The 18,910-nt window shown below is 44.4% G+C and carries 19 protein-coding genes and 1 pseudogene; 1 reads left to right on the top strand and 19 read right to left on the bottom strand.

Annotated features, from left to right (window positions below):
* Positions 1-163: 163 nt before the first annotated feature.
* From bamB to iscR, 17 genes are all read right to left on the bottom strand, one after another.
* A complete protein-coding gene (bamB, locus tag AMBT_RS03930) occupies positions 164-1,420 on the bottom strand; it encodes an outer membrane protein assembly factor BamB (RefSeq protein ID WP_083820133.1) in 1,257 nt (418 codons plus the stop codon).
* Between the two features lie 31 nt (positions 1,421-1,451).
* Positions 1,452-2,072, bottom strand: a complete 621-nt coding sequence (locus tag AMBT_RS03925) for a YfgM family protein (RefSeq protein WP_013783288.1) — start codon at positions 2,070-2,072, stop codon at positions 1,452-1,454.
* A gap of 12 nt (positions 2,073-2,084) precedes the next feature.
* On the bottom strand, positions 2,085-3,365 hold the full coding sequence (gene hisS / locus AMBT_RS03920) for a histidine--tRNA ligase (protein ID WP_013783287.1): 1,281 nt from the start codon (positions 3,363-3,365) through the stop codon (positions 2,085-2,087).
* Positions 3,366-3,442: 77 nt separating this feature from the next.
* Positions 3,443-4,561, bottom strand: coding sequence for a flavodoxin-dependent (E)-4-hydroxy-3-methylbut-2-enyl-diphosphate synthase (ispG, locus tag AMBT_RS03915; protein WP_013783286.1), 1,119 nt, complete (start codon positions 4,559-4,561; stop codon positions 3,443-3,445).
* Between the two features lie 8 nt (positions 4,562-4,569).
* Entirely contained in the window at positions 4,570-5,637 is a 1,068-nt protein-coding gene (locus tag AMBT_RS03910) for a RodZ domain-containing protein (protein WP_013783285.1), read from the bottom strand.
* Positions 5,638-5,645: 8 nt separating this feature from the next.
* On the bottom strand, positions 5,646-6,674 hold the full coding sequence (gene pilW, locus AMBT_RS03905) for a type IV pilus biogenesis/stability protein PilW (RefSeq protein ID WP_013783284.1): 1,029 nt from the start codon (positions 6,672-6,674) through the stop codon (positions 5,646-5,648).
* A gap of 24 nt (positions 6,675-6,698) precedes the next feature.
* The gene (rlmN, locus tag AMBT_RS03900) at positions 6,699-7,817 is read right to left on the bottom strand and encodes a dual-specificity RNA methyltransferase RlmN (protein ID WP_013783283.1); all 1,119 of its coding nucleotides are present in this window, start codon (positions 7,815-7,817) and stop codon (positions 6,699-6,701) included.
* Between the two features lie 482 nt (positions 7,818-8,299).
* Entirely contained in the window at positions 8,300-8,731 is a 432-nt protein-coding gene (ndk, locus tag AMBT_RS03895) for a nucleoside-diphosphate kinase (RefSeq protein WP_013783282.1), read from the bottom strand.
* 212 nt (positions 8,732-8,943) lie between these two features.
* Positions 8,944-9,354, bottom strand: coding sequence for a SufE family protein (locus AMBT_RS03890; RefSeq protein WP_013783281.1), 411 nt, complete (start codon positions 9,352-9,354; stop codon positions 8,944-8,946).
* A gap of 16 nt (positions 9,355-9,370) precedes the next feature.
* Positions 9,371-9,904, bottom strand: a complete 534-nt coding sequence (gene sufT, locus AMBT_RS03885) for a putative Fe-S cluster assembly protein SufT (protein ID WP_013783280.1) — start codon at positions 9,902-9,904, stop codon at positions 9,371-9,373.
* A 23-nt stretch (positions 9,905-9,927) separates the two neighbouring features.
* Positions 9,928-10,284 carry a HesB/IscA family protein gene (locus AMBT_RS03880; protein ID WP_013783279.1) on the bottom strand — a complete coding sequence of 119 codons (357 nt, stop codon included), beginning with the start codon at positions 10,282-10,284 and terminating at the stop codon, positions 9,928-9,930.
* A 9-nt stretch (positions 10,285-10,293) separates the two neighbouring features.
* Positions 10,294-11,511 carry an aminotransferase class V-fold PLP-dependent enzyme gene (locus tag AMBT_RS03875; RefSeq protein WP_013783278.1) on the bottom strand — a complete coding sequence of 406 codons (1,218 nt, stop codon included), beginning with the start codon at positions 11,509-11,511 and terminating at the stop codon, positions 10,294-10,296.
* Positions 11,508-12,764, bottom strand: coding sequence for a Fe-S cluster assembly protein SufD (gene sufD / locus AMBT_RS03870; RefSeq protein WP_013783277.1), 1,257 nt, complete (start codon positions 12,762-12,764; stop codon positions 11,508-11,510). Before sufD ends, AMBT_RS03875 begins: the two co-directional genes overlap by 4 nt.
* Entirely contained in the window at positions 12,761-13,522 is a 762-nt protein-coding gene (gene sufC, locus AMBT_RS03865) for a Fe-S cluster assembly ATPase SufC (RefSeq protein ID WP_013783276.1), read from the bottom strand. Before sufC ends, sufD begins: the two co-directional genes overlap by 4 nt.
* Positions 13,523-13,525: 3 nt before the next feature.
* A complete protein-coding gene (sufB, locus tag AMBT_RS03860) occupies positions 13,526-14,962 on the bottom strand; it encodes a Fe-S cluster assembly protein SufB (protein ID WP_013783275.1) in 1,437 nt (478 codons plus the stop codon).
* A gap of 263 nt (positions 14,963-15,225) precedes the next feature.
* The gene (locus tag AMBT_RS03855) at positions 15,226-16,404 is read right to left on the bottom strand and encodes an IscS subfamily cysteine desulfurase (RefSeq protein WP_013783274.1); all 1,179 of its coding nucleotides are present in this window, start codon (positions 16,402-16,404) and stop codon (positions 15,226-15,228) included.
* 30 nt (positions 16,405-16,434) lie between these two features.
* Positions 16,435-16,920, bottom strand: coding sequence for a Fe-S cluster assembly transcriptional regulator IscR (gene iscR, locus AMBT_RS03850; RefSeq protein WP_013783273.1), 486 nt, complete (start codon positions 16,918-16,920; stop codon positions 16,435-16,437).
* Between the two features lie 348 nt (positions 16,921-17,268).
* Between iscR and AMBT_RS22665 the strand changes: the two are divergent.
* A pseudogene (locus AMBT_RS22665) lies at positions 17,269-17,508 on the top strand (integrase core domain-containing protein); the annotation flags it as partial.
* Positions 17,509-17,577: 69 nt separating this feature from the next.
* Here the strand turns inward: AMBT_RS22665 and AMBT_RS03845 are convergent.
* Together AMBT_RS03845 and AMBT_RS03840 are read right to left on the bottom strand one after the other, a co-directional pair.
* A complete protein-coding gene (locus tag AMBT_RS03845; RefSeq protein WP_013783272.1) occupies positions 17,578-18,456 on the bottom strand; it encodes a thioredoxin domain-containing protein in 879 nt (292 codons plus the stop codon).
* 4 nt (positions 18,457-18,460) lie between these two features.
* Positions 18,461-18,892 (bottom strand): hypothetical protein, encoded by a 432-nt coding sequence (locus tag AMBT_RS03840; protein ID WP_013783271.1) that lies wholly within the window; start codon positions 18,890-18,892, stop codon positions 18,461-18,463.
* Positions 18,893-18,910 lie beyond the last annotated feature (18 nt).

The following is an 18,910-nucleotide window of genomic DNA, read 5'->3' as shown; positions in this document are numbered from 1 at the left end:
GTATCGAATCCTAAAGGAAAAAAGCTAAAAAACACAAACCGCAAGTAAGCTATGCTTACTTGCGGTCAGAGTGTGATTGGGCATTATACCTGTTTAGGTATGATGCGTCAGCCTAACAGAAAATATTAGACCAACAATCCAACAAATTATGTTGTTGAACAGGCTATAACGTAGAAATGGCAGCCACTACGCCGTTACGGGTCATGGTTACTACCACACCGTCAACGTTTAATGGTGCATCGTATATAGCATCGTCTTCATCATCGCCGCCTACATCAACGCGAGCCACTATTTGGCCAGTCTCTTGTTCAATCCAATGAACGAAACCCCAGTTGTCACCAACAACAATATGCTCACCCACTGGCGTTGCCGCAGTAACAGAACGAGACTTCAGGCTACCTTGTGACCAAAGCTCTACACCGTTTCGTCTGTCTAGGGCATAAATATTAGAGTTGTTATCTACAACAAAAATACTGTTTCCTTCAATGCTTAGGTTGCGATACGAACCGTACTCACGCTTCCAGATAATACGACCACTGCGCAGCTCTACTGCTGCCAGCGTACCATTGTAAGAAACCGTATAAATAGTGCCACCAAAAAGCACGGGGGTGGTATCAAGATCAACAATACGCTCTAACTCTGTCGCGCCCGTTGGCGTGGCAATAACGGTTTCCCAAGCAAGAATACCTGACTCAAGTAAGTTAACTTGCAACTTACCCGTAGGGGTTCCTATCAAGGCGCCGCCGTTTGCCGCTACAGGGCCAGAAATACCACGAAGGGTTAATGGCGGTGTATCGCCTTCATGTCGCCATAACTGCTCACCAGTTCGAGTATCAAAGCCAAACAAGGTACCCGCGCCAGTATTAACAACTAAAATACCTTCGTCAGCAGAAGGCGCCGCTAACACTTCACCAGGAACAGACGCTTCCCATTTGGTTTCGCCGGTTTCGTAATCTAGTGCCATTACAACGCCGTTTTCTGTGCCTACAAATAACAATCTGTCGGCAACGGAAATGCCACCAATACGCGCACTTGCTCCACTACGCCAAAGGCGTGCAATAGAGTCCCACCAGCCATCACCTTCGAATACAGCGAAGTCACGTTCCCATAAAACATCACCGTTCTCTGGGTTCATAGCCACAACACTGCCATGGCGGTCAGCGGCATAAAGGTTTTCGTAAGCATACACTGGGCGAAGGCGAGAGAAGTAATGATCAACACCGTCGCCGATGTCTCTGTCCCATTTTACTGAAGGCGTAAACTTCGCATCGATTGGTTTCAAACGGCGAATTTCGAGCTCTTCTTCATCTGCAAACCAATCAGAGACGGTAGAACAACCAGAAAGCGTTACAGAAATGGCCAATGCCATGCCCATCGCCCGAGCAAATCGGCCCTTACGGCCACACGTATTGTGAAACAAATTGCTTACCTCTTTATTTTTATGTACCAGCTTATTGGCCCGCAGCAACGGCTAAGTTGTCTAACTTCATTTGCAATAACGGGTTGTTGGCATTTTTTTCAAGCGCACCTGAGTAGGCTAAACGAGCATCATCAAATTTACTTTGTTGCTGATATACATCACCTTTCAGTTCAGATACTTCAGCAGCAAATGCTTCGTTCGTAATATTGCCTAGCGTAGACAACGCTGCGTCTAGCTGGTTCATTTCAATTTGTACTCGTGTTAAACGAATAGCGGCTAGCGCTTTTAATTCTTCATTTTCAGCAAAGGTGACCACACGGTTTAGGTGTGATGCAGCCGCGTCAAAATCGCCAGCATCTACAGCTTGTTTTGCTGCCAAAAGGCTAGCAACACTGGCGTAGCCTGAGTCTTCGTTTGCGTTAATAAAGGCGGTAATTTTATCTGCGCTACCTTCTTCACCATAGGTTTCAACTGCATTTTGGTATTCCACTGATGCCGCTTCTTTGGTTGCCATCTGCGTATCAGAGTAATAACGCCAGCCCCAAAGGCCACCTAGCCCCAATGCTGCGCCAACAATAATGGCGGTACCGTGCTCTTTCCAAAAGCGTTTAATCGCTTCTACTTGTTGATCTTCTGTTGCGAATTGTTCCATGATTTCCTCTTATTATGCGTTCAGCAGGTCGGCAATAGTGCTCGACAACGCATTAAAAGCGATTGTCTGTTGCTCTTGACCATCACGTAACGGCTTTACTGCCACTTCACGTGATTGCATTTCTTGTGACCCTAACAACAAGGCAAAACGTGCCCCTGTTTTGTCAGCGCGTTTTAATTGTTTTTTAAAGTTTCCGCCGCCACAGTGCATCATCACCCGTACATTAGGCAAGGTGTCACGAAGGTGTTCTGATACTTCCAAGGCATAAGCCTGAGCATCATCGCCCATCGCGGTAACGTACACATCAGCACTACTAGTATCTAATGCGTCTTCACTTAATGTGGTAAGCAAAAGTACTAAACGTTCCATACCCATAGCAAAACCTACCGCAGGTGTGGCTTTTCCGCCTAGCTGTTCTACCAAACCGTCATATCGGCCGCCCGCACAGACTGTGCCTTGTGAACCTAAGCTTTCGGTTACCCACTCAAAAACGGTGCGATTATAATAATCCAGCCCACGCACTAAGCGAGGGTTAATTTCAAATGAAATACCTGCTTGTGTTAAGCGTTCACATAAGCTGTCAAAGTGAGTTTTAGATTCTTCATCTAAATGATCAAGCAATGACGGCGCATCAGCAATGGCTGCTTGCACATTCGGGTTCTTGCTATCAAGTACACGAAGTGGGTTTGACTCTAACCGGCGAAGCGATTCTTCATCAAGCTTATCTGCGCGTTCTTTCAAATAACTAATCAAAGTTTCACGATAGGCCTGACGGGCTTCGTTTGAACCTAATGAGTTAATTTGCAAGGTAACGTGCTTTTCAATACCAAACGCTTTCCATAGTCGAGCGCTTAATAAAATGACTTCCAAATCGATATCGGGGCCATCAAGGCCATAGGTTTCAACACCGAACTGGTGGAATTGGCGATAACGACCTTTCTGAGGGCGTTCGTGGCGGAACATTGGCCCCATGTACCACAAGCGCTGCTGTTGGTTATATAACAAACCATGCTCATTACCGGCACGCACTGTGCTGGCAGTACCTTCAGGGCGAAGGGTTAAACTGTCGCCGTTTCTGTCTTCAAAGGTATACATTTCCTTTTCGACAATGTCGGTCACTTCGCCAATAGAGCGCTTGAACAAGTCAGTGCTCTCTACAATAGGCGTGCGAATTTCTTGATAGCCATAACTGGCCACCACTTGACGGAGTACAGATTCTACTTTCTGCCATGTACCGGATACTTCCGGCAGGCAATCATTCATTCCGCGAATTGCCTGAATAGTCTTAGCCACGTGAAATTCTCATACTGCTAAATAGTGAAAAGCCCCGCATTATAGGGGCTTTGTAGATAAACAACAATCGTACAGGCTTAGTCTTTCACCGATACCTGTATTTTGTTGGCTTCGCTCATACGGGTTGCTTTAGCACGAATTCTTGCTTCAAGCTTATCGATAAGGTCATCGTTGGCTAATCGCTCTTTCACACGCTTACCATCTTCGTATAAACCGCTCATGTTTCTGGCGCCGGTTAAACCTAAGTCTGATACCTCAGCTTCACCAGGACCATTCACGACACAGCCGATAATAGAAACGTCCATAGGCGTTAGAATATCTTCAAGGCGTTGTTCTAACGCGTTTACCGTACCGATAACATCGAACTCTTGTCTTGAACAACTCGGGCACGCGATGAAGTTAATACCGCGAGAGCGGATTCGGAGCGACTTTAGAATGTCGAAACCCACTTTAATTTCTTCGACCGGATCGGCAGCCAGTGAAATACGAATAGTATCACCAATACCTTCTGCCAAAAGCATACCTAGACCCACAGAGCTTTTTACTGCACCTGCACGTTGACCGCCCGCTTCAGTAATACCTAAATGTAGTGGTTGATCGATTTGCTGCGCTAATAATCGATAAGCCCCAACCGCCAGAAACACATCAGAGGCTTTTACACTCACTTTGAATTGGTCGAAGTTAAGCTTATCGAGTATGTCTACATGTCGCATAGCCGACTCAACCAAAGCTTCAGGCGTAGGTTCGCCATATTTCTCTTGTAAGTCTTTTTCTAGCGACCCGCCATTTACGCCAATGCGAATGGGGATATTCTTGTCTTTGGCACAATCAACCACGGAACGTACACGTTCCATATTGCCAATATTACCAGGGTTAATTCGCAAACAATCAACACCGTACTCGGCCACTTTAAGTGCAATGCGATAGTCGAAATGAATATCAGCGACCAAAGGCGTGCTTACTTGTTTACGAATTTCCTTGAATGCTTCAGCAGCGTCCATGGTAGGTACGGAAACACGAACAATCTCACCACCAACGGCAACAATACGATTAATTTGATCGACCGTCGCAGCCACATCAGTGGTACGAGTATTCGTCATAGATTGAACGGCAATGGGTGCACCATCGCCAATAGGAATATTACCTACATTAATACGCGTGGACTTTCTGCGTTTGATAGGACTTTCTGCAAACATCTAATTACCTACATAGGAAGCGAGAATCGCGCTATCTGGCCGTTTTGAAAGGCCGTGATATCCACGGGGTCGCCATTAACTGATATACGTACATTATCCGGTTTGCCGAGTGTAACTGCAACAGGAGGCACACCTTGAATTTCCATAACACGGCCAGATTGCTTAACACCGTAAGCAATTGCCTCACCGGTTGCGTCTTTTATGTTCACCCAACAATCATCATCAAAGGTAAATGTCATCGATATGGGCACTGCCCCACTTTGACTACCTGAACTCGACGAATTGCTAGCAACTTGGCTACCTAAGCGGATTTCACCGGAGTCGGAATCGCTCACCAATGCAGTCAGGTTATTACTTTCATTAATACCTGCAGACGGCGGTAAGCTTTCATCATCTGTATAACTGCTATTACCTTGATTATTGGATGGTGAAGGCACAACGCTATTGTTTACGTTGCTATTACCATCGATAGATTGAGGAAGCACTGTGCTCTGCGTATCAGTGCCCGTATTAGTACTTGTAGCTGTATTAGTACTCCCGCCGGTTAACACACCCGAATTAGTGCGGTTAGTTGCTTGAGGAATGGGGGTGTTTGCAGCTTCTTCTTTAATTTTTTCAAGATTAGGCGCTTCAACGATAGCTTCATCACTAGGTTGTTGAACCCACCACGCTACAATGCCACCGATTATCAGCAATAAAATAATATAGGTAACCATCATCCAGCGATCATCGTGTGTCTGTTTAGCGACACGACGAGAAAAACTCTGCAGTTTGGCCGGTGGTTCTACACTTGTATGATATTGCTCGAAGGCAGCAACAACATGTTCGGCATTTAATCCTAGTTGTTTTGCGTAGTTTCTTACGTAGCCTTTTGTAAAAGTAATAGAGGTGGTTTTATCCACAGCATCTTCTTCTAAGGCATTGATTTGAGTGACTTTCAAGAAAAGCTTGTCAGCAATTTGCTGCTGCGTTAGCCCTAGCGATTCCCGTCGCTCTCGAAGCATTTTACCTGGGCTTGGCACGGTAGATTCTTGTGCTAAACCTGCTTCTTCAGTCGTTTGTTGTTCTGACACCATTCGACTTCCTATTCCCCTTGCATGTTGTGTGGTACTAACCAAAGCTTCATACCGGCAAAAATCGAGCCAGCATTTTCAATGTTGTTCCACTCCTTCAGCGAGGTAATTTTAATGTTATGCTTCAGAGAAATACGATAAAGGTTTTCGTTCGCCTTTACTATGTGGAATTGCGCTTGCTGGGAAGACAATCCCGTTTTTGTTTCTGTATTCGCATGTGCTGAGTTAGATACTGTATCAGCATTAGTATCTTCCCCTTTTACTTTTCGTTCAACCTGAGGCGTATGCTGCGCAAGAATATTCTTATAGTCAGCTGTATACGGGCTGTCAGGAAATAAGGTTGATAATTTATACCCTACTTCTTTTGCCCCTTCCCAGTCGTTTGTTCCTTGGTGTATTTCAAAGGACAACCATAAGGAATCGGGAGAAGGTTTAGCAACGCGTTGGTACTTGTCTAACGTGTACTTCGCTGATGTCCACTGCTCGGTGGCAATATAAAGCTCTGTCAGTAAATATAAACTTTTAGCACGTAAGGGTTGGTGTTTAAGAGCACTTTGAAAGTAGGTAATAGCATCATCAACATTGCCTTGGCTTTGTGCACATAAGGCGAGATTTTCGTAAGTTTCTGCTGAATTAGCATATTGTTGATTACTCACGGCCTTAAGGAAATACTCCTTAGCGTCCTCGTAATCACCATCTTGACACTTGAACGCGCCATAGCTGTTTGCGATATCACCGTTATATGGTGCTAACGACATTGCCGTTTGATAGAGATCATCTGCTCGCTTAACGTCCCCTACCAGTTGATAGTAGTAAGCAATTGCATAGTTGACCTCAGCCGAACGCGGATCGTACTCCAACGCTTGGTCTAAATTCACTTTAGCTTGTTTATAATTATTGTTTTTAAGGTAGGTTAACCCTAAAGACATACGAGTTTTAGCAGCTTCCTGGCGGTCAAAGTTACTATTGTAACTCCCAGGTTGCGAGTTGCTTACGCACCCCGCTAAAAAGATTACAGCTGCTATCAATCCTATTCGCATGTTATTACCCTAATATCTTAATGATTATTGGGCCATTTTTACCGAAATCGCTTCGCCCTTCACCTGTTTTTTTAATAATCGCTTAGTTCTGTCTACAACATCACCTACTAATTGCCCACAAGCCGCATCGATATCGTCGCCTCGTGTTTTGCGTACAACAGTGGTAAACCCATAATCCATAAGAACTTTTGAGAATCTATCGATACGCGAATTACTTGAACAAAGGTACGGTGAACCCGGGTAAGGGTTAAATGGAATTAAGTTTATTTTGCACGGTGTATCTTTCAATACTTTCGCTAATTCATGCGCTTGGTCGGTGCTGTCGTTAATATGTGAAAGCATAACGTATTCAACCGTCACTCGACCTTGATTAGCTTTCGATTTTTCAAGATAACGGCGTACGCCAGCCAAAAAGGCTTCAATATTGTATTTTTTATTCACTGGTACAATTTCATTGCGCAGCTCGTCATTTGGCGCATGTAATGAAATCGCCAAGGCCACGTCAATTTGATCGCCCAGCATATCAAGTGCAGGTACAACACCTGAGGTACTTAACGTTACGCGGCGCTTAGAAAGGCCAAAACCAAAATCATCTAACATAATGTTCATGGCTGGCACCACGTTTTTAAGGTTAAGCAAAGGCTCACCCATGCCCATCATAACTACGTTAGTAATGGGACGTTTGCTGGTATCTTTTGATAAGCCAAGAAAAGTGGCTACACGCCATACTTGACCTATAATTTCACTCACGCTCAAATTACGGTTAAAACCTTGTTGAGCGGTAGAGCAGAACGTACATTCAAGGGCGCAGCCTACTTGTGACGATACACACAGCGTTGCACGGTCAGCTTCTGGGATCCATACCGTTTCCACTTCCTGACCGCCCTCAAGCGCTAACGCAAACTTAATGGTGCCATCGCTAGCTTCTTGGAAATAGGCAATCTCTGGCGCTTTCACTTCACAGTGCTCTATCAGCATAGCGCGCAGGTTTTTATTAAGGTTGCTCATTTTCTCAAAATCGCTTTCGCCCTGCTGATAAATCCATTTCATTACCTGATCGGCACGAAATGGTTTTTCTCCTTTTTCTTTGAAGAAATTACGCAAGCCTTCGCGATTAAGATTTAACAAATTTGTCTTTGCCATAAAATGATGACCCTTTTACCTATTCAAGGCTATTGCCTTGTACTGCTAATATGATGACGCGAACGGACATTAGGAGGTTCGAATCCATGCTGCTCTAAATCTACTTGGGTTATAAAGCTAAAGCTTCATGAGCCTCTATCGAGAGCCTCTAGATAACGAGTTACTCTTAAAGCAAAAGTAGTGAAAAGCCGTTCACTTGTAGGACGTAAGCAGAAGCAATACTGCTAAGAAAAACGTTACGCCCAAAACGGTCAAAAGTCATAGACCAAAGCCGTTCAAAATTTGCGCGGATTTTACCATACTTGTTCAAGTAGAAAAAGCGTAACCCACAGACTAAATACAGGGTGTAACTTGCTACATTGTTGCGGCTTCTTGACGAAGCTAGCCAAAACTAGAGGCCGGACGATAAAGCTGAAAAAATAGACTTACAGAAACAAAAAACGAGGCCGAAGCCTCGTTTTTTTAGATTCGGTCGTTTGCGATTAACGCGTACGAGGACAAATCTCTTCTTCAGAGAAGAAGTAAGCAATTTCACGTGCAGCTGATTCTGGTGCATCAGAACCGTGACATGCATTTTCATCAATTGAAGCAGCGTAGTCAGAACGAAGTGTTCCAGCAGCAGCATCAGCTGGGTTAGTTGCACCCATGATTTCACGATTTTTAACAACAGCGTTTTCGCCTTCAAGAACCTGAACCATTACTGGGCCAGATGTCATGAAATCAACTAGAGCGCCGAAAAAAGGACGTTCTTTATGTTCTGCGTAGAAACCTTCAGCCTGTTCTTTGCTCATGTGGATCATCTTAGATGCCACGATGCGAAGACCAGCAGATTCGAAACGGTTGTAAATTGCACCGATAACGTTTTTAGCTACCGCATCAGGCTTGATAATCGAAAAAGTACGCTCTAGAGCCATTGTTTTCTCCAAACAAATTTAAGTCTTATGAATTTTTGGCCGCGAATTATAGGCAATTATTAACGGCTTGACCAGCGGCGATTTCAACACCCCATGGCGCTCTACTACACGTGATAACGGTGACACTATTATGACAGCGTTTATGACGCACTTGGTTATGGACGCATATTACACTTAACTTTACCTAACGCCTACACCCAATTTTTATCTAACTAACTGTTTTCTTTAGCAAGATGTTGAATTTTAGACACAATTGCACGAAGACCATTTCCACGCGTCGGCGTAATATGGCGCTCTAAATCTAGCGCTTCGAAATAGCCATCAATATCAAATTCAAGAATATCTTTCGGCGATTTATTATTATAAGCCGCCAAAACTAACGCTAATAAGCCTTGAACAATCACTGCGTCACTGTCTACTTCGAAGGTAATTAGGTTATTGTCGTAAGATTCAACCAGCCACACACTGCTTTGGCAACCTTTTACCAGTCTGTCTGCCGTGCGCTTGTCTTCTGGCAAACCAGGCACAGATTTACCTAAATCGATAATATATTGATAGCGCTGTTCCCAATCATCGAAAAACGCTAAATCATCAATTATTTCTTCAGTAGAGGGTAATGCCATGAATAATCCTGTGTTATTAAAAGAAAAGACCCGCTTCTAGCTGCGCTTCTTCACTCATCATTTCTCTTGACCACGCTGGGTCAAATACTAACTCTACATTTACAGCCGTAACGAAGGGAACGAGTGCTACACGATATTCAACATCGCCTACCAATACCGGCCCCATGCCACAACCTGGCGCAGTTAGCGTCATATCAATATCAACTTCGCCGCTATCTTGATTAACGTTAACCTTATAGATAAGCCCTAGCGATACTAAGTTAATCGGTATTTCAGGGTCGAAGATAGTTTCAAGCGCATCCCACACCTGCTGTTCACTCACTTTGCCATCTTCGGGCTCAGCGAAGTTAAGTACTTGGGCTTTACGGCCAATTGCATCGGCATCGGTGCCGTCAATACGGTACATATTGCCACGCCACGTAACCGTGTAGTTTCCGCCTAAATCTTGCGTGATCGTAACAAACTCACCTTCTGGTATGGTTGCAGGGTTTCCTGCGGGAACAAGACGTGCTTTACACTCTCGTTCTGTCACCACCATCTTCTGCTTCATGCTATAACTTCTTAATATTGCAGTTAGCCAACGTTGAAGCTTTCGCCGCAACCACACTCATCAACCACATTCGGGTTGTTGTACTTAATAATGCCGTTCACGCCTTCAGTTACGTAGTCAATTTCTGTACTACGTACTAGCTCGGCAGCATCTTCTGATACCGCAACACGAAGGGTTGGTGAAATTTCTACGATTTCGTCGCCGTCTTTCGCGCTATCAGCAAAATCAAGTTCGTATGCATAACCGGTACAGCCACTTACACGGGTAGACAAGCGAATTAACTGACCCGGCTTGTCTTTAAGCTTGCTTTCAAAATGCTTAATGGCGCTGTCGCTCAAGGTAATAAGCTTTGTGCTAGGAACAAATGTTTCAACACTCATAGTGCCTCCTTAGGCCAACATCATTTTCGCTTTCTTAAGTGCAGCAAATAAGCTGTCCACTTCTTCAAGCGTGTTGTAAATTGAGAACGATGCACGAGCAGTGCCTGGAATACCAAAGCGCTTCATCAGCGGCTGAGCACAGTTATCGCCCGTTCTTATTGCTACGCCTTGCCTGTCAAGAATAAACCCAACATCACCAGGGTGCGCACCGTCTAATAAAAAGCTTAAAACACCCACTTTATTAGGCGCAGTGCCAATTAAACGCATACCTTCAAAGGCAAGTGCTTGTTCAGTGGCGTAGCTTAATAGTGCTTGTTCATGGTTATGTAATGCGGCCATATCAAGATTTTTAAACCAGTCAACAGCAGCACCTAAACCAATAGCGCCCGCAATATTAGGCGTACCCGCTTCTAAGCGATTCGGTAATTCGCCCCATGTGGCCTCATGATAAGACACGTCTTTAATCATTTCACCGCCGGTTTGCCATACTGGCCAGTCTTCTAGCACCGATTTACGGCCCCATAAAACACCAATACCAGTAGGTCCGAATAGCTTGTGCCCAGAGAAAGCGTAAAAATCGCAACCTATGTCTTGTACGTCAACGCCGCCGTGAGCAATGCCCTGCGCGCCGTCCACTAACACCCATGCACCTACTGCTTTCGCTTTTTCCGTTAGCAGTTTAATAGGGTTAACCGTACCTAATGCATTTGATACATGCGGAAACGCTACCATTTTGGTGCTAGGTGTTAAGAGTCTATCGAAAGCGTCGATATCGAGCTCGCCGTTATCGAACACAGGCACAATATTTAATGTTGCGCCTGAACGTCGACACGCTTGCTGCCACGTAACCAAGTTCGCGTGGTGCTCTAGTTCTGTCACCATGACTTGGTCGCCTTCGCGAAGCAACTGCCCCAACCCGTTGGCCACAATATTAATGGCTTCAGTGGTCCCGCTGGTCCAAATCACTTCTTCCCGCGCATTGGCGTTAATGAAGCCCGCTACACTCGTGCGCGCATTTTCATAACGTCGGGTTGCTTCATCAGATAAATGATGAGCGCCGCGATGCACGTTTGCATTGGTGTTCGTATAGAAATCGACAATGGCATCAATCACCGCTTGCGGCTTTTGTGTTGTAGCCGCGTTGTCGAGGTAAACCAATGGCTTACCATCTACCGTTTTAGCAAGGATTGGAAACTGGGCGCGAAGCGCAGCAACGTCTAAGCTCATTTAACCTCCATGTGTGCAAAGCGCTCGCTTAGCACAGGAAGTAACCAATCGCGGATAGCCGCATTTGGCATATCGTTAATTAGCTCTTGTATGAAACCAAAGTTCAACATCACTAAGGCTTTACTGCGCGGTACGCCGCGAGTCAGCATGTAATAAAGCGCTTCACCTTCAATTTCTGCCACTGTTGCACCGTGAGCACAGCGCACGTCGTCAGCATAAATTTCAAGTTCAGGTTTGGTGTTGATAACACCGCGACGAGACAACAATAAGTTACGGTTGTTAAGCTCTGCCAAGGTCTTTTGTGCGTCACGGTGAATGTGAATACGGCCATTGAACACAGCGCGCGCTTTATCACCCACAATCCCACGTGCATTTTCTTCTGTGGTGCCGTTAGGCATGGCGTGCTCAATGGTTGAATGTAAATCAAATAACTCACCTTCAGCCAACAAATAAATCGCGTTCATTTTAGCGTTAGCAAATTCACCGGCATGATGCATATCTACATCTAAACGAGACAACTCACTGCCATAGCCCACTAGGGTGCTATTTAAGGTTGAGCGGTCGTGCAACATAAAGTGACTACCACCAAGTTGCTTGGCGCTGCCTGTGAACATAGCAAAGCGGTAATGCTCTAAGTGCGCATCGTCAGCAATATCGTATTCTGCGAATGCGGTGGTAAGGCTATCGGTATCACCTGAACCTTGTTCAATGATAACCGCGCTTGATGCGTTACCTAGCTTAACCAATACCCGAGTATGTGCATCCACGTTCTTAGTCGCTAAATTCACTATGCGAATAGGCTTGGTTACTTTTGCGCCATCTGCCACATTAATGAAAACACCGTGCTGACAAAGTGCATCGTTAACGCGACCAAATAAATGGCGTGTTGGCTTCACTTGTCCGAACACACTGGCAATGGCTTGCTGTGTAGCCGCATCGTCAACATTTAGCGATGTAATTGCCATGCCTTCTGGCACGTCTAGCGTGTTAATTTGCGTAACTAACACACCATCGACAAACACGATATCTAACGCGTTTAGGTTATCGATGTTTGGCACAGGTACGCTGTCAGCCTGAGTAGCAATAGCAACGTTACGCTTTTCAACGGGCGTAAGTGGCGTATTGATCCAGCTTTCGTTGCGGCGTTTCGGCCAACCATCGTTTTTTAATTGTGTTAAGGCCTGCTGACGCACGGGCGCCAGATAATCATCTAGCGCTGCCCCATCAATGACCTGTTCTAGCCATTGACTCATGCTTCAGCCTCCTCGTAGGCTTTACCTAAGAAGGCATAACCGCTTTTCTCTACTTCTAGTGCCAGAGATGCATCACCACTTTTCACAATTTTGCCATCAGCAAGAATGTGTACAAAGTCAGGTTTGATGTAATCAAGCAAACGCTGGTAGTGAGTTACTACGATAAAGCTGCGTTCACCATCACGTTGGCTGTTTACACCATCAGCAACCACTTGAAGTGCATCAACATCTAGACCTGAATCAGACTCATCAAGAATACAAAGCTTTGGCTCTAACAAAATCATTTGCATGATTTCGTTACGTTTTTTCTCACCACCAGAGAAGCCTTCGTTAACACCACGTTTTAAGAAATCTAGTGGCAATTGCACTTGCTTGCAGGCTTCTTTCGCTTTCTTTAAAAACTCTGCAGCAGTAAGCGGGTCTTCGCCGCGCTGTTCACGCATGGCGTTGACAGACTCTTTCATGAATTCCATGTTGCTTACGCCTGGAATTTCTACTGGATATTGAAACGCCAAGAACAAACCTTCACGGGCACGTTCTTCCACTTCTAAATCGAGTAAATCTTTACCGTTCAGTGTTACTTCACCTTCGCTAACTTCATAGCCGTCACGGCCAGAAAGCACATAACCAAGGGTACTCTTTCCGGCACCGTTAGGGCCCATGATAGCGTGTACTTCACCTGGCTTAACTTCTAGGTTAAGCCCTTTAATGATGTTTTTCTCTTCTACGCTGGCATGTAAATTCTTGATACTAAGCATTGATTACCCCACTGAACCTTCAAGACTAATTTCGAGCAGCTTGCCGGCTTCTACGGCAAATTCCATCGGCAGCTCTTTGAATACTTCTTTACAGAAACCGTTAACAATCATGGAAACGGATTTTTCTGTGTCTAAACCACGTTGCTGGCACAAAAACAACTGCTCGTCGCTTACTTTCGACGTTGTTGCTTCGTGCTCAACAATGGCACTTGGATTTCTACTTTCGATATATGGGAACGTATGTGCGCCGCATTTATCGCCGATTAACAGCGAGTCACACTCTGTGAAGTTACGCGCGCCATCGGCACGAGGGCCCATCTGCACTAATCCACGATACGCATTGTTACTGTTACCTGCTGAAATACCTTTAGAGATAATGGTAGAGCGCGTGTTCTTACCAAGGTGAATCATTTTGGTACCGGTGTCGGCTTGCTGCCTACCACGGGTTAACGCCACTGAGTAAAACTCACCTACACTGTTATCGCCTTTAAGCACGCAGCTTGGATATTTCCACGTAACCGCTGAACCGGTTTCAACCTGAGTCCAAGAAATTTTTGCGTTTTTATGGCAAATACCACGCTTAGTCACGAAGTTGTAAATACCGCCTTTACCGTTTTCGTCACCTGGGTACCAGTTTTGTACTGTAGAGTACTTAATAGTGGCATCATCCATAGCAACCAATTCAACCACAGCAGCGTGTAATTGGTTTTCATCACGCTGAGGCGCAGTACAGCCTTCTAGGTAGCTTACATAGCTGCCTTCTTCGGCAACGATTAACGTACGTTCAAACTGACCGGTGTTCATTTCGTTTATACGAAAATACGTAGAAAGCTCCATAGGGCAACGTGTGCCTTTAGGAATATAAACGAATGACCCATCAGTAAATACGGCGCTGTTTAGTGCGGCAAAGTAGTTATCGGTGCGCGGCACTACCGATCCGATGTACTTTTTCACTAAATCTGGGTATTTCACAAGTGCTTCAGAGATAGGGCAAAAGATAACGCCCGCCTCTTCTAACTTGCTTCGAAAAGTCGTTACCACTGAAACTGAGTCAAATACCGCATCCACAGCAACACCCGCAAGCATCTCTTGTTCATGCAACGGAATACCTAACTTTTCGTAGGTACGCAGTAGTTCAGGATCAACTTCATCAAGTGACTGAGGCTTATCTTTCATACTCTTTGGCGCTGAATAATAAGAGATAGCTTGATAGTCAACTTTAGGGTAGTCGACATGGGCCCAATCAGGCTCTTCCATTACAAGCCACGAATGATACGCCTTTAAGCGCCATTCTAGCATCCACTCTGGTTCGTTTTTCATTGCTGAAATACGGCGAATTACTGACTCGTCGAGGCCACTTTCAAAAGTCTCAGATTCGATCTCTGAATAAAATCCAGCATCGTACTTTCTTTCTAACGCCTGTTCGATCTGTTCACTCATGTTGGGATCTCACTTGTTTGCCTGCGTTCGCTGCCTTCACTACTGGCCTCTCGGTCTTGCCAGTAAGTCACGTTGCCGTTTTAGCTACTTACGTATTTGCCAAAACGTATTTGCGATATTCCTATCGAATATCTAGACAGCCTAAAATTTTGGAGCCGTATTATATAATACCTGAGTATTTCACTCAAATATTCAACAGCCCAATTAAATAAAAATTAAATATCATACCAATCGGTAATTACGATAACGTTCAATAAAATGTGCTATCGGCTTGCGGCCAATACAGTCGCCTCACGCAAACGGGTAACAACATCTGTCACTTTATTGATGACGTAAGTGATGTCATCTAATGTGGTGAACCTGCCTATACTGAAACGTATTCCAGCGTGAGCCAGTTCACTGCTTCTTCCAATGGCGCGTAATACGTATGAGGGTTCTAAACTTGCCGATGTGCAGGCAGAGCCAGACGATACCGCAATATCGTTCATCGCCATCATCATACTTTCCCCATCCACACCACCAAAACTCACATTTAAAATGTTCGCTATTCGCTGAGTTTCATGGCCATTAAGGTAAATATCATCTAACTGGCTTAGCCCTTCCCACAACGCGGTTTTCAACTTGCTAATGTGGGCGGTATCATTCTCTAACTGTTGATAGGCAAGGTGTATCGCTTCGCCCATCCCCACAATCTGGTGTGTTGCCAACGTGCCTGAACGCATACCCCGTTCGTGTCCGCCACCATGAATTTGGGCAGCTAAATTGATTTTTGGTCGACGGCGAACGTATAAGGCGCCCATGCCTTTCGGACCATAAATTTTATGCGCTGAAATAGATAACAAGTCGACTGGCAATGCTTGCAAGTCAATGGGAAGCTTACCCACGCTCTGCGCCGCATCTACGTGAAACAGGATGTTCTTAGCACGGCAAAGCTCACCAATAGCGCTAATATCTTGAACAACACCTAATTCGTTATTCACGTGCATTACTGACACTAAAATGGTGTCGGTAGTTATTGCTGCTTCAAGCTGTGAAAGTGAAACAAGACCTGACGTATCCACATCTAGGTAAGTCACTTTAAAACCTTGCTTTTCAAGGTATTCACACGTATCTAAAACAGCTTTGTGTTCGGTATTAACGGTAATGATATGTTTAACGTTATTCACATAGCCTTCTGCTACACCTTTAATGGCCAAATTATTTGATTCTGTCGCACCCGAGGTGAATACGATTTCTCGCGGGTCGCAGTTCAGTGCATCACTTATTTGATTACGGGCGACGTCTACCGCTTCTTCCGCCATCCAACCAAAACGATACGAACGGGAAGCTGGGTTGCCAAAATTGCCATCCATAGTCAGGCACTGCACCATTTTTTCTGCAACCTTTGGGTCGACAGGCGTGGTAGCGGCGTAATCTAAATAAATAGGTGTTGAACGAGACATAAGCGACTAAAACATTCTCTAAAACTGTTGTTATAACTGAAAGCTAACTTCGATATCGTTGGCAACATTACGAAGGGAGGCGCTTTTATCTTGACGCCCAGCCACTTCTTGAACATCGCGCTTGGCCATTAATTCGCCAAGGGTAATATCGTTCAAAAAGGAACTTATCCGATCGCTTAAGTATTGCCATAAACTATGAGTTAGGCAACGGTCGCCACTTTGACAATCCGCTTGACCTTGGCAACGGGTGGCATCTACAGATTCATCTACCGCACGAATAACTTCACCAATTGATATATTGGCAGCATCGCGCCCTAGTAAATAACCACCACCTGGCCCACGAACACTATCGACTAACTGGTTTTTACGTAGTCGAGAGAAAAGCTGTTCTAAATAAGATAGCGAGATAGCTTGGCGTTCAGAGATATCAGCGAGAGGCACAGGACCGCGTGTCGAATGCAATGCTACATCAAGCATTGCCGTTACTGCGTAGCGCCCTTTAGATGTTAATTTCATAGAATCCTCCCGCTATTAATATAGCAAGAATTTTCACATACCTGACTAAATTGGTCAAGTATAAGACCTAGTAATTTAGTCAAGTATTTTGTCGTTTCCATTCCAAAGCAGGAATGGTTTCTAACGAATCTGGAATGCTCACGCAGCATGGGCGAGGGGCCAAGCCGTAGTGTTTTAGCAGCCTCGTATTTTTTTCTATCTAAGCACCTAATATAGCCGATCGCGGGTAATGCGTTTATTTGGGTTAGTTTAATTACCAAGTTAGGTGGCAATTTCACTCCCGAGCAAATTTCTCTTGGTAATCATATCGTGCCGATAGAATTGAGTCATATTCTATCAATAGAGTGTCATCCACAGACTAATGGGATCTGTGAACGCTTCCACAAAACCAATCTCAACGAGTTTTATCCGGTCACATCCGGCAAGAAAATTTATGATTCGCTGGAGATGTTGCAGAAAGATATATACGAGTAGCTGAATTATTACAATAGTGAACAATCTCATCAAGGGAAAATATGCTGTGGCAGAACGCCAATGGAAAAATTAATTGGTGGGAAACAGAATTGGGCTGAAAATAATTTAGCTTAAATCTAATCTGACGATGCCCCTAGAAACACTGGGGAACTGTCAGATCAGGTCCGAGCTAGGACAGATTAACTAAAGAACATTGATCGCATTAATAGAGTCATTGCTTAGATATTGGTTGATGCGTTCTGATTGAATAACCATACCATCGATCGCTAAAGCAATTTGAGCACCTTCTGGTACATCCATTAATAGTCTCAGCTCTGCCGAGCGATTTGATTCTTCGTCTTTTGTACAATTTTTGTTTTCACAAGTACTCTGCGCAAGATGCCAGTTGTAACGAAAGTCATTTTCCAGTGAAGAAATGAGACTCTTATTGGTAGACAACTCATTAGATACAAATAGGATTGCGTTAGCTAACCCTTGATTTCCACTCTGTTTTAAACGCAATGTTTCATATCGTGCCCAATCCAGTTGTACTGGTGTAATACCATTGGTGAGTTGTTGCTTGAACTTTTTCAACGAGCTCAGATATACTTTTTGCCCGCCGAAATAATAAGAAGGCACTGACTGAGGGTTGTAATTTTGAACAATTTCTTTATTCAGTTGTTGCAACCTAAAATGTTCGTGGTTGAGGGCATCCGAACTTTTGCATTCAATTGGCTTGCGAGTAATAACGTCATCAAAAACGCCCTGACTAATCGGATCATCACACTCCATAATAGCTGCAACACGTTTGTCACTGTAATCACCCAAGATCGGAGACCAAAACATAAACACATTGTAGTCTTTGTATTTATCTAGCGCCTTCAGTGCACGAATGCAATAACCACAATTGGGATCTTTAAACACAATTACGCTGGGTGCACTCGGTTTCCAAGGCTCTATTAAAAAGTCACTATAAACCTCTGGGGTAGGGATTATTTTTGCGTTTAGTTCGTTTGTGTCATTTGCTTTAGCGAAACCACTATACCCCAACAAAATACTTAAAAAGAGTATTAGGTACTTCATACTGCTACAAGTCTCCATTCTTTAGCTTCTGCAGGATAGCCTTTTTCTTTGCTTCACGTGCTTCCTGGTTTTGTTCTATTATTTCTCTTTGCGCTGTTGGATCATCTAGTACATCGTTGAAAGAAGTAATAGCTGCAACAAGCTTCTCTTCAGATTCCTGTAGCATAGCATCGACATTAGCGTTGTTCTTCTCGGTGCTAGCACTCGCATTTTGTTCTGCAACTTTCGGACGATAATCAGGATACTCCACAGGAACATTTACGATATTACTATCCCTGTTCTTATCTATGGACTGTTCATCAAATTTTTCATTACCAGCAAGTGATTGCAGATTTTCGCTATGTTCACTATTTTCGCTGAAAAACAGGTAACCCAGTGCCGCTATAGCTAAGACACCGACACTTACTACTATGACTCTGTTTTTTTTTGTTTCCATTGTCTTTCCTTAAACGAC

The organism is Alteromonas naphthalenivorans (assembly GCF_000213655.1).
In the GTDB taxonomy this organism is placed as follows: Bacteria; Pseudomonadota; Gammaproteobacteria; order Enterobacterales; family Alteromonadaceae; genus Alteromonas; species Alteromonas naphthalenivorans.
This window is presented reverse-complemented; position numbering and strand designations above follow the sequence as displayed.

What these genes read in the sequence shown, in the direction of transcription:
- AMBT_RS03925 (WP_013783288.1), bottom strand. Translation starts at nt 2,072, where the DNA reads ATGGAACAATTCGCAACAGAAGATCAACAAGTAGAAGCGATTAAACGC.
- ispG (WP_013783286.1), bottom strand. Translation starts at nt 4,561, where the DNA reads ATGTTTGCAGAAAGTCCTATCAAACGCAGAAAGTCCACGCGTATTAAT.
- AMBT_RS03910 (WP_013783285.1), bottom strand. Translation starts at nt 5,637, where the DNA reads ATGGTGTCAGAACAACAAACGACTGAAGAAGCAGGTTTAGCACAAGAA.
- pilW (WP_013783284.1), bottom strand. Translation starts at nt 6,674, where the DNA reads ATGCGAATAGGATTGATAGCAGCTGTAATCTTTTTAGCGGGGTGCGTA.
- rlmN (WP_013783283.1), bottom strand. Translation starts at nt 7,817, where the DNA reads ATGGCAAAGACAAATTTGTTAAATCTTAATCGCGAAGGCTTGCGTAAT.
- ndk (WP_013783282.1), bottom strand. Translation starts at nt 8,731, where the DNA reads ATGGCTCTAGAGCGTACTTTTTCGATTATCAAGCCTGATGCGGTAGCT.
- AMBT_RS03890 (WP_013783281.1), bottom strand. Translation starts at nt 9,354, where the DNA reads ATGGCATTACCCTCTACTGAAGAAATAATTGATGATTTAGCGTTTTTC.
- sufT (WP_013783280.1), bottom strand. Translation starts at nt 9,904, where the DNA reads ATGAAGCAGAAGATGGTGGTGACAGAACGAGAGTGTAAAGCACGTCTT.
- AMBT_RS03880 (WP_013783279.1), bottom strand. Translation starts at nt 10,284, where the DNA reads ATGAGTGTTGAAACATTTGTTCCTAGCACAAAGCTTATTACCTTGAGC.
- AMBT_RS03875 (WP_013783278.1), bottom strand. Translation starts at nt 11,511, where the DNA reads ATGAGCTTAGACGTTGCTGCGCTTCGCGCCCAGTTTCCAATCCTTGCT.
- sufD (WP_013783277.1), bottom strand. Translation starts at nt 12,764, where the DNA reads ATGAGTCAATGGCTAGAACAGGTCATTGATGGGGCAGCGCTAGATGAT.
- sufC (WP_013783276.1), bottom strand. Translation starts at nt 13,522, where the DNA reads ATGCTTAGTATCAAGAATTTACATGCCAGCGTAGAAGAGAAAAACATC.
- sufB (WP_013783275.1), bottom strand. Translation starts at nt 14,962, where the DNA reads ATGAGTGAACAGATCGAACAGGCGTTAGAAAGAAAGTACGATGCTGGA.
- AMBT_RS03855 (WP_013783274.1), bottom strand. Translation starts at nt 16,404, where the DNA reads ATGTCTCGTTCAACACCTATTTATTTAGATTACGCCGCTACCACGCCT.
- iscR (WP_013783273.1), bottom strand. Translation starts at nt 16,920, where the DNA reads ATGAAATTAACATCTAAAGGGCGCTACGCAGTAACGGCAATGCTTGAT.
- AMBT_RS03845 (WP_013783272.1), bottom strand. Translation starts at nt 18,456, where the DNA reads ATGAAGTACCTAATACTCTTTTTAAGTATTTTGTTGGGGTATAGTGGT.
- AMBT_RS03840 (WP_013783271.1), bottom strand. Translation starts at nt 18,892, where the DNA reads ATGGAAACAAAAAAAAACAGAGTCATAGTAGTAAGTGTCGGTGTCTTA.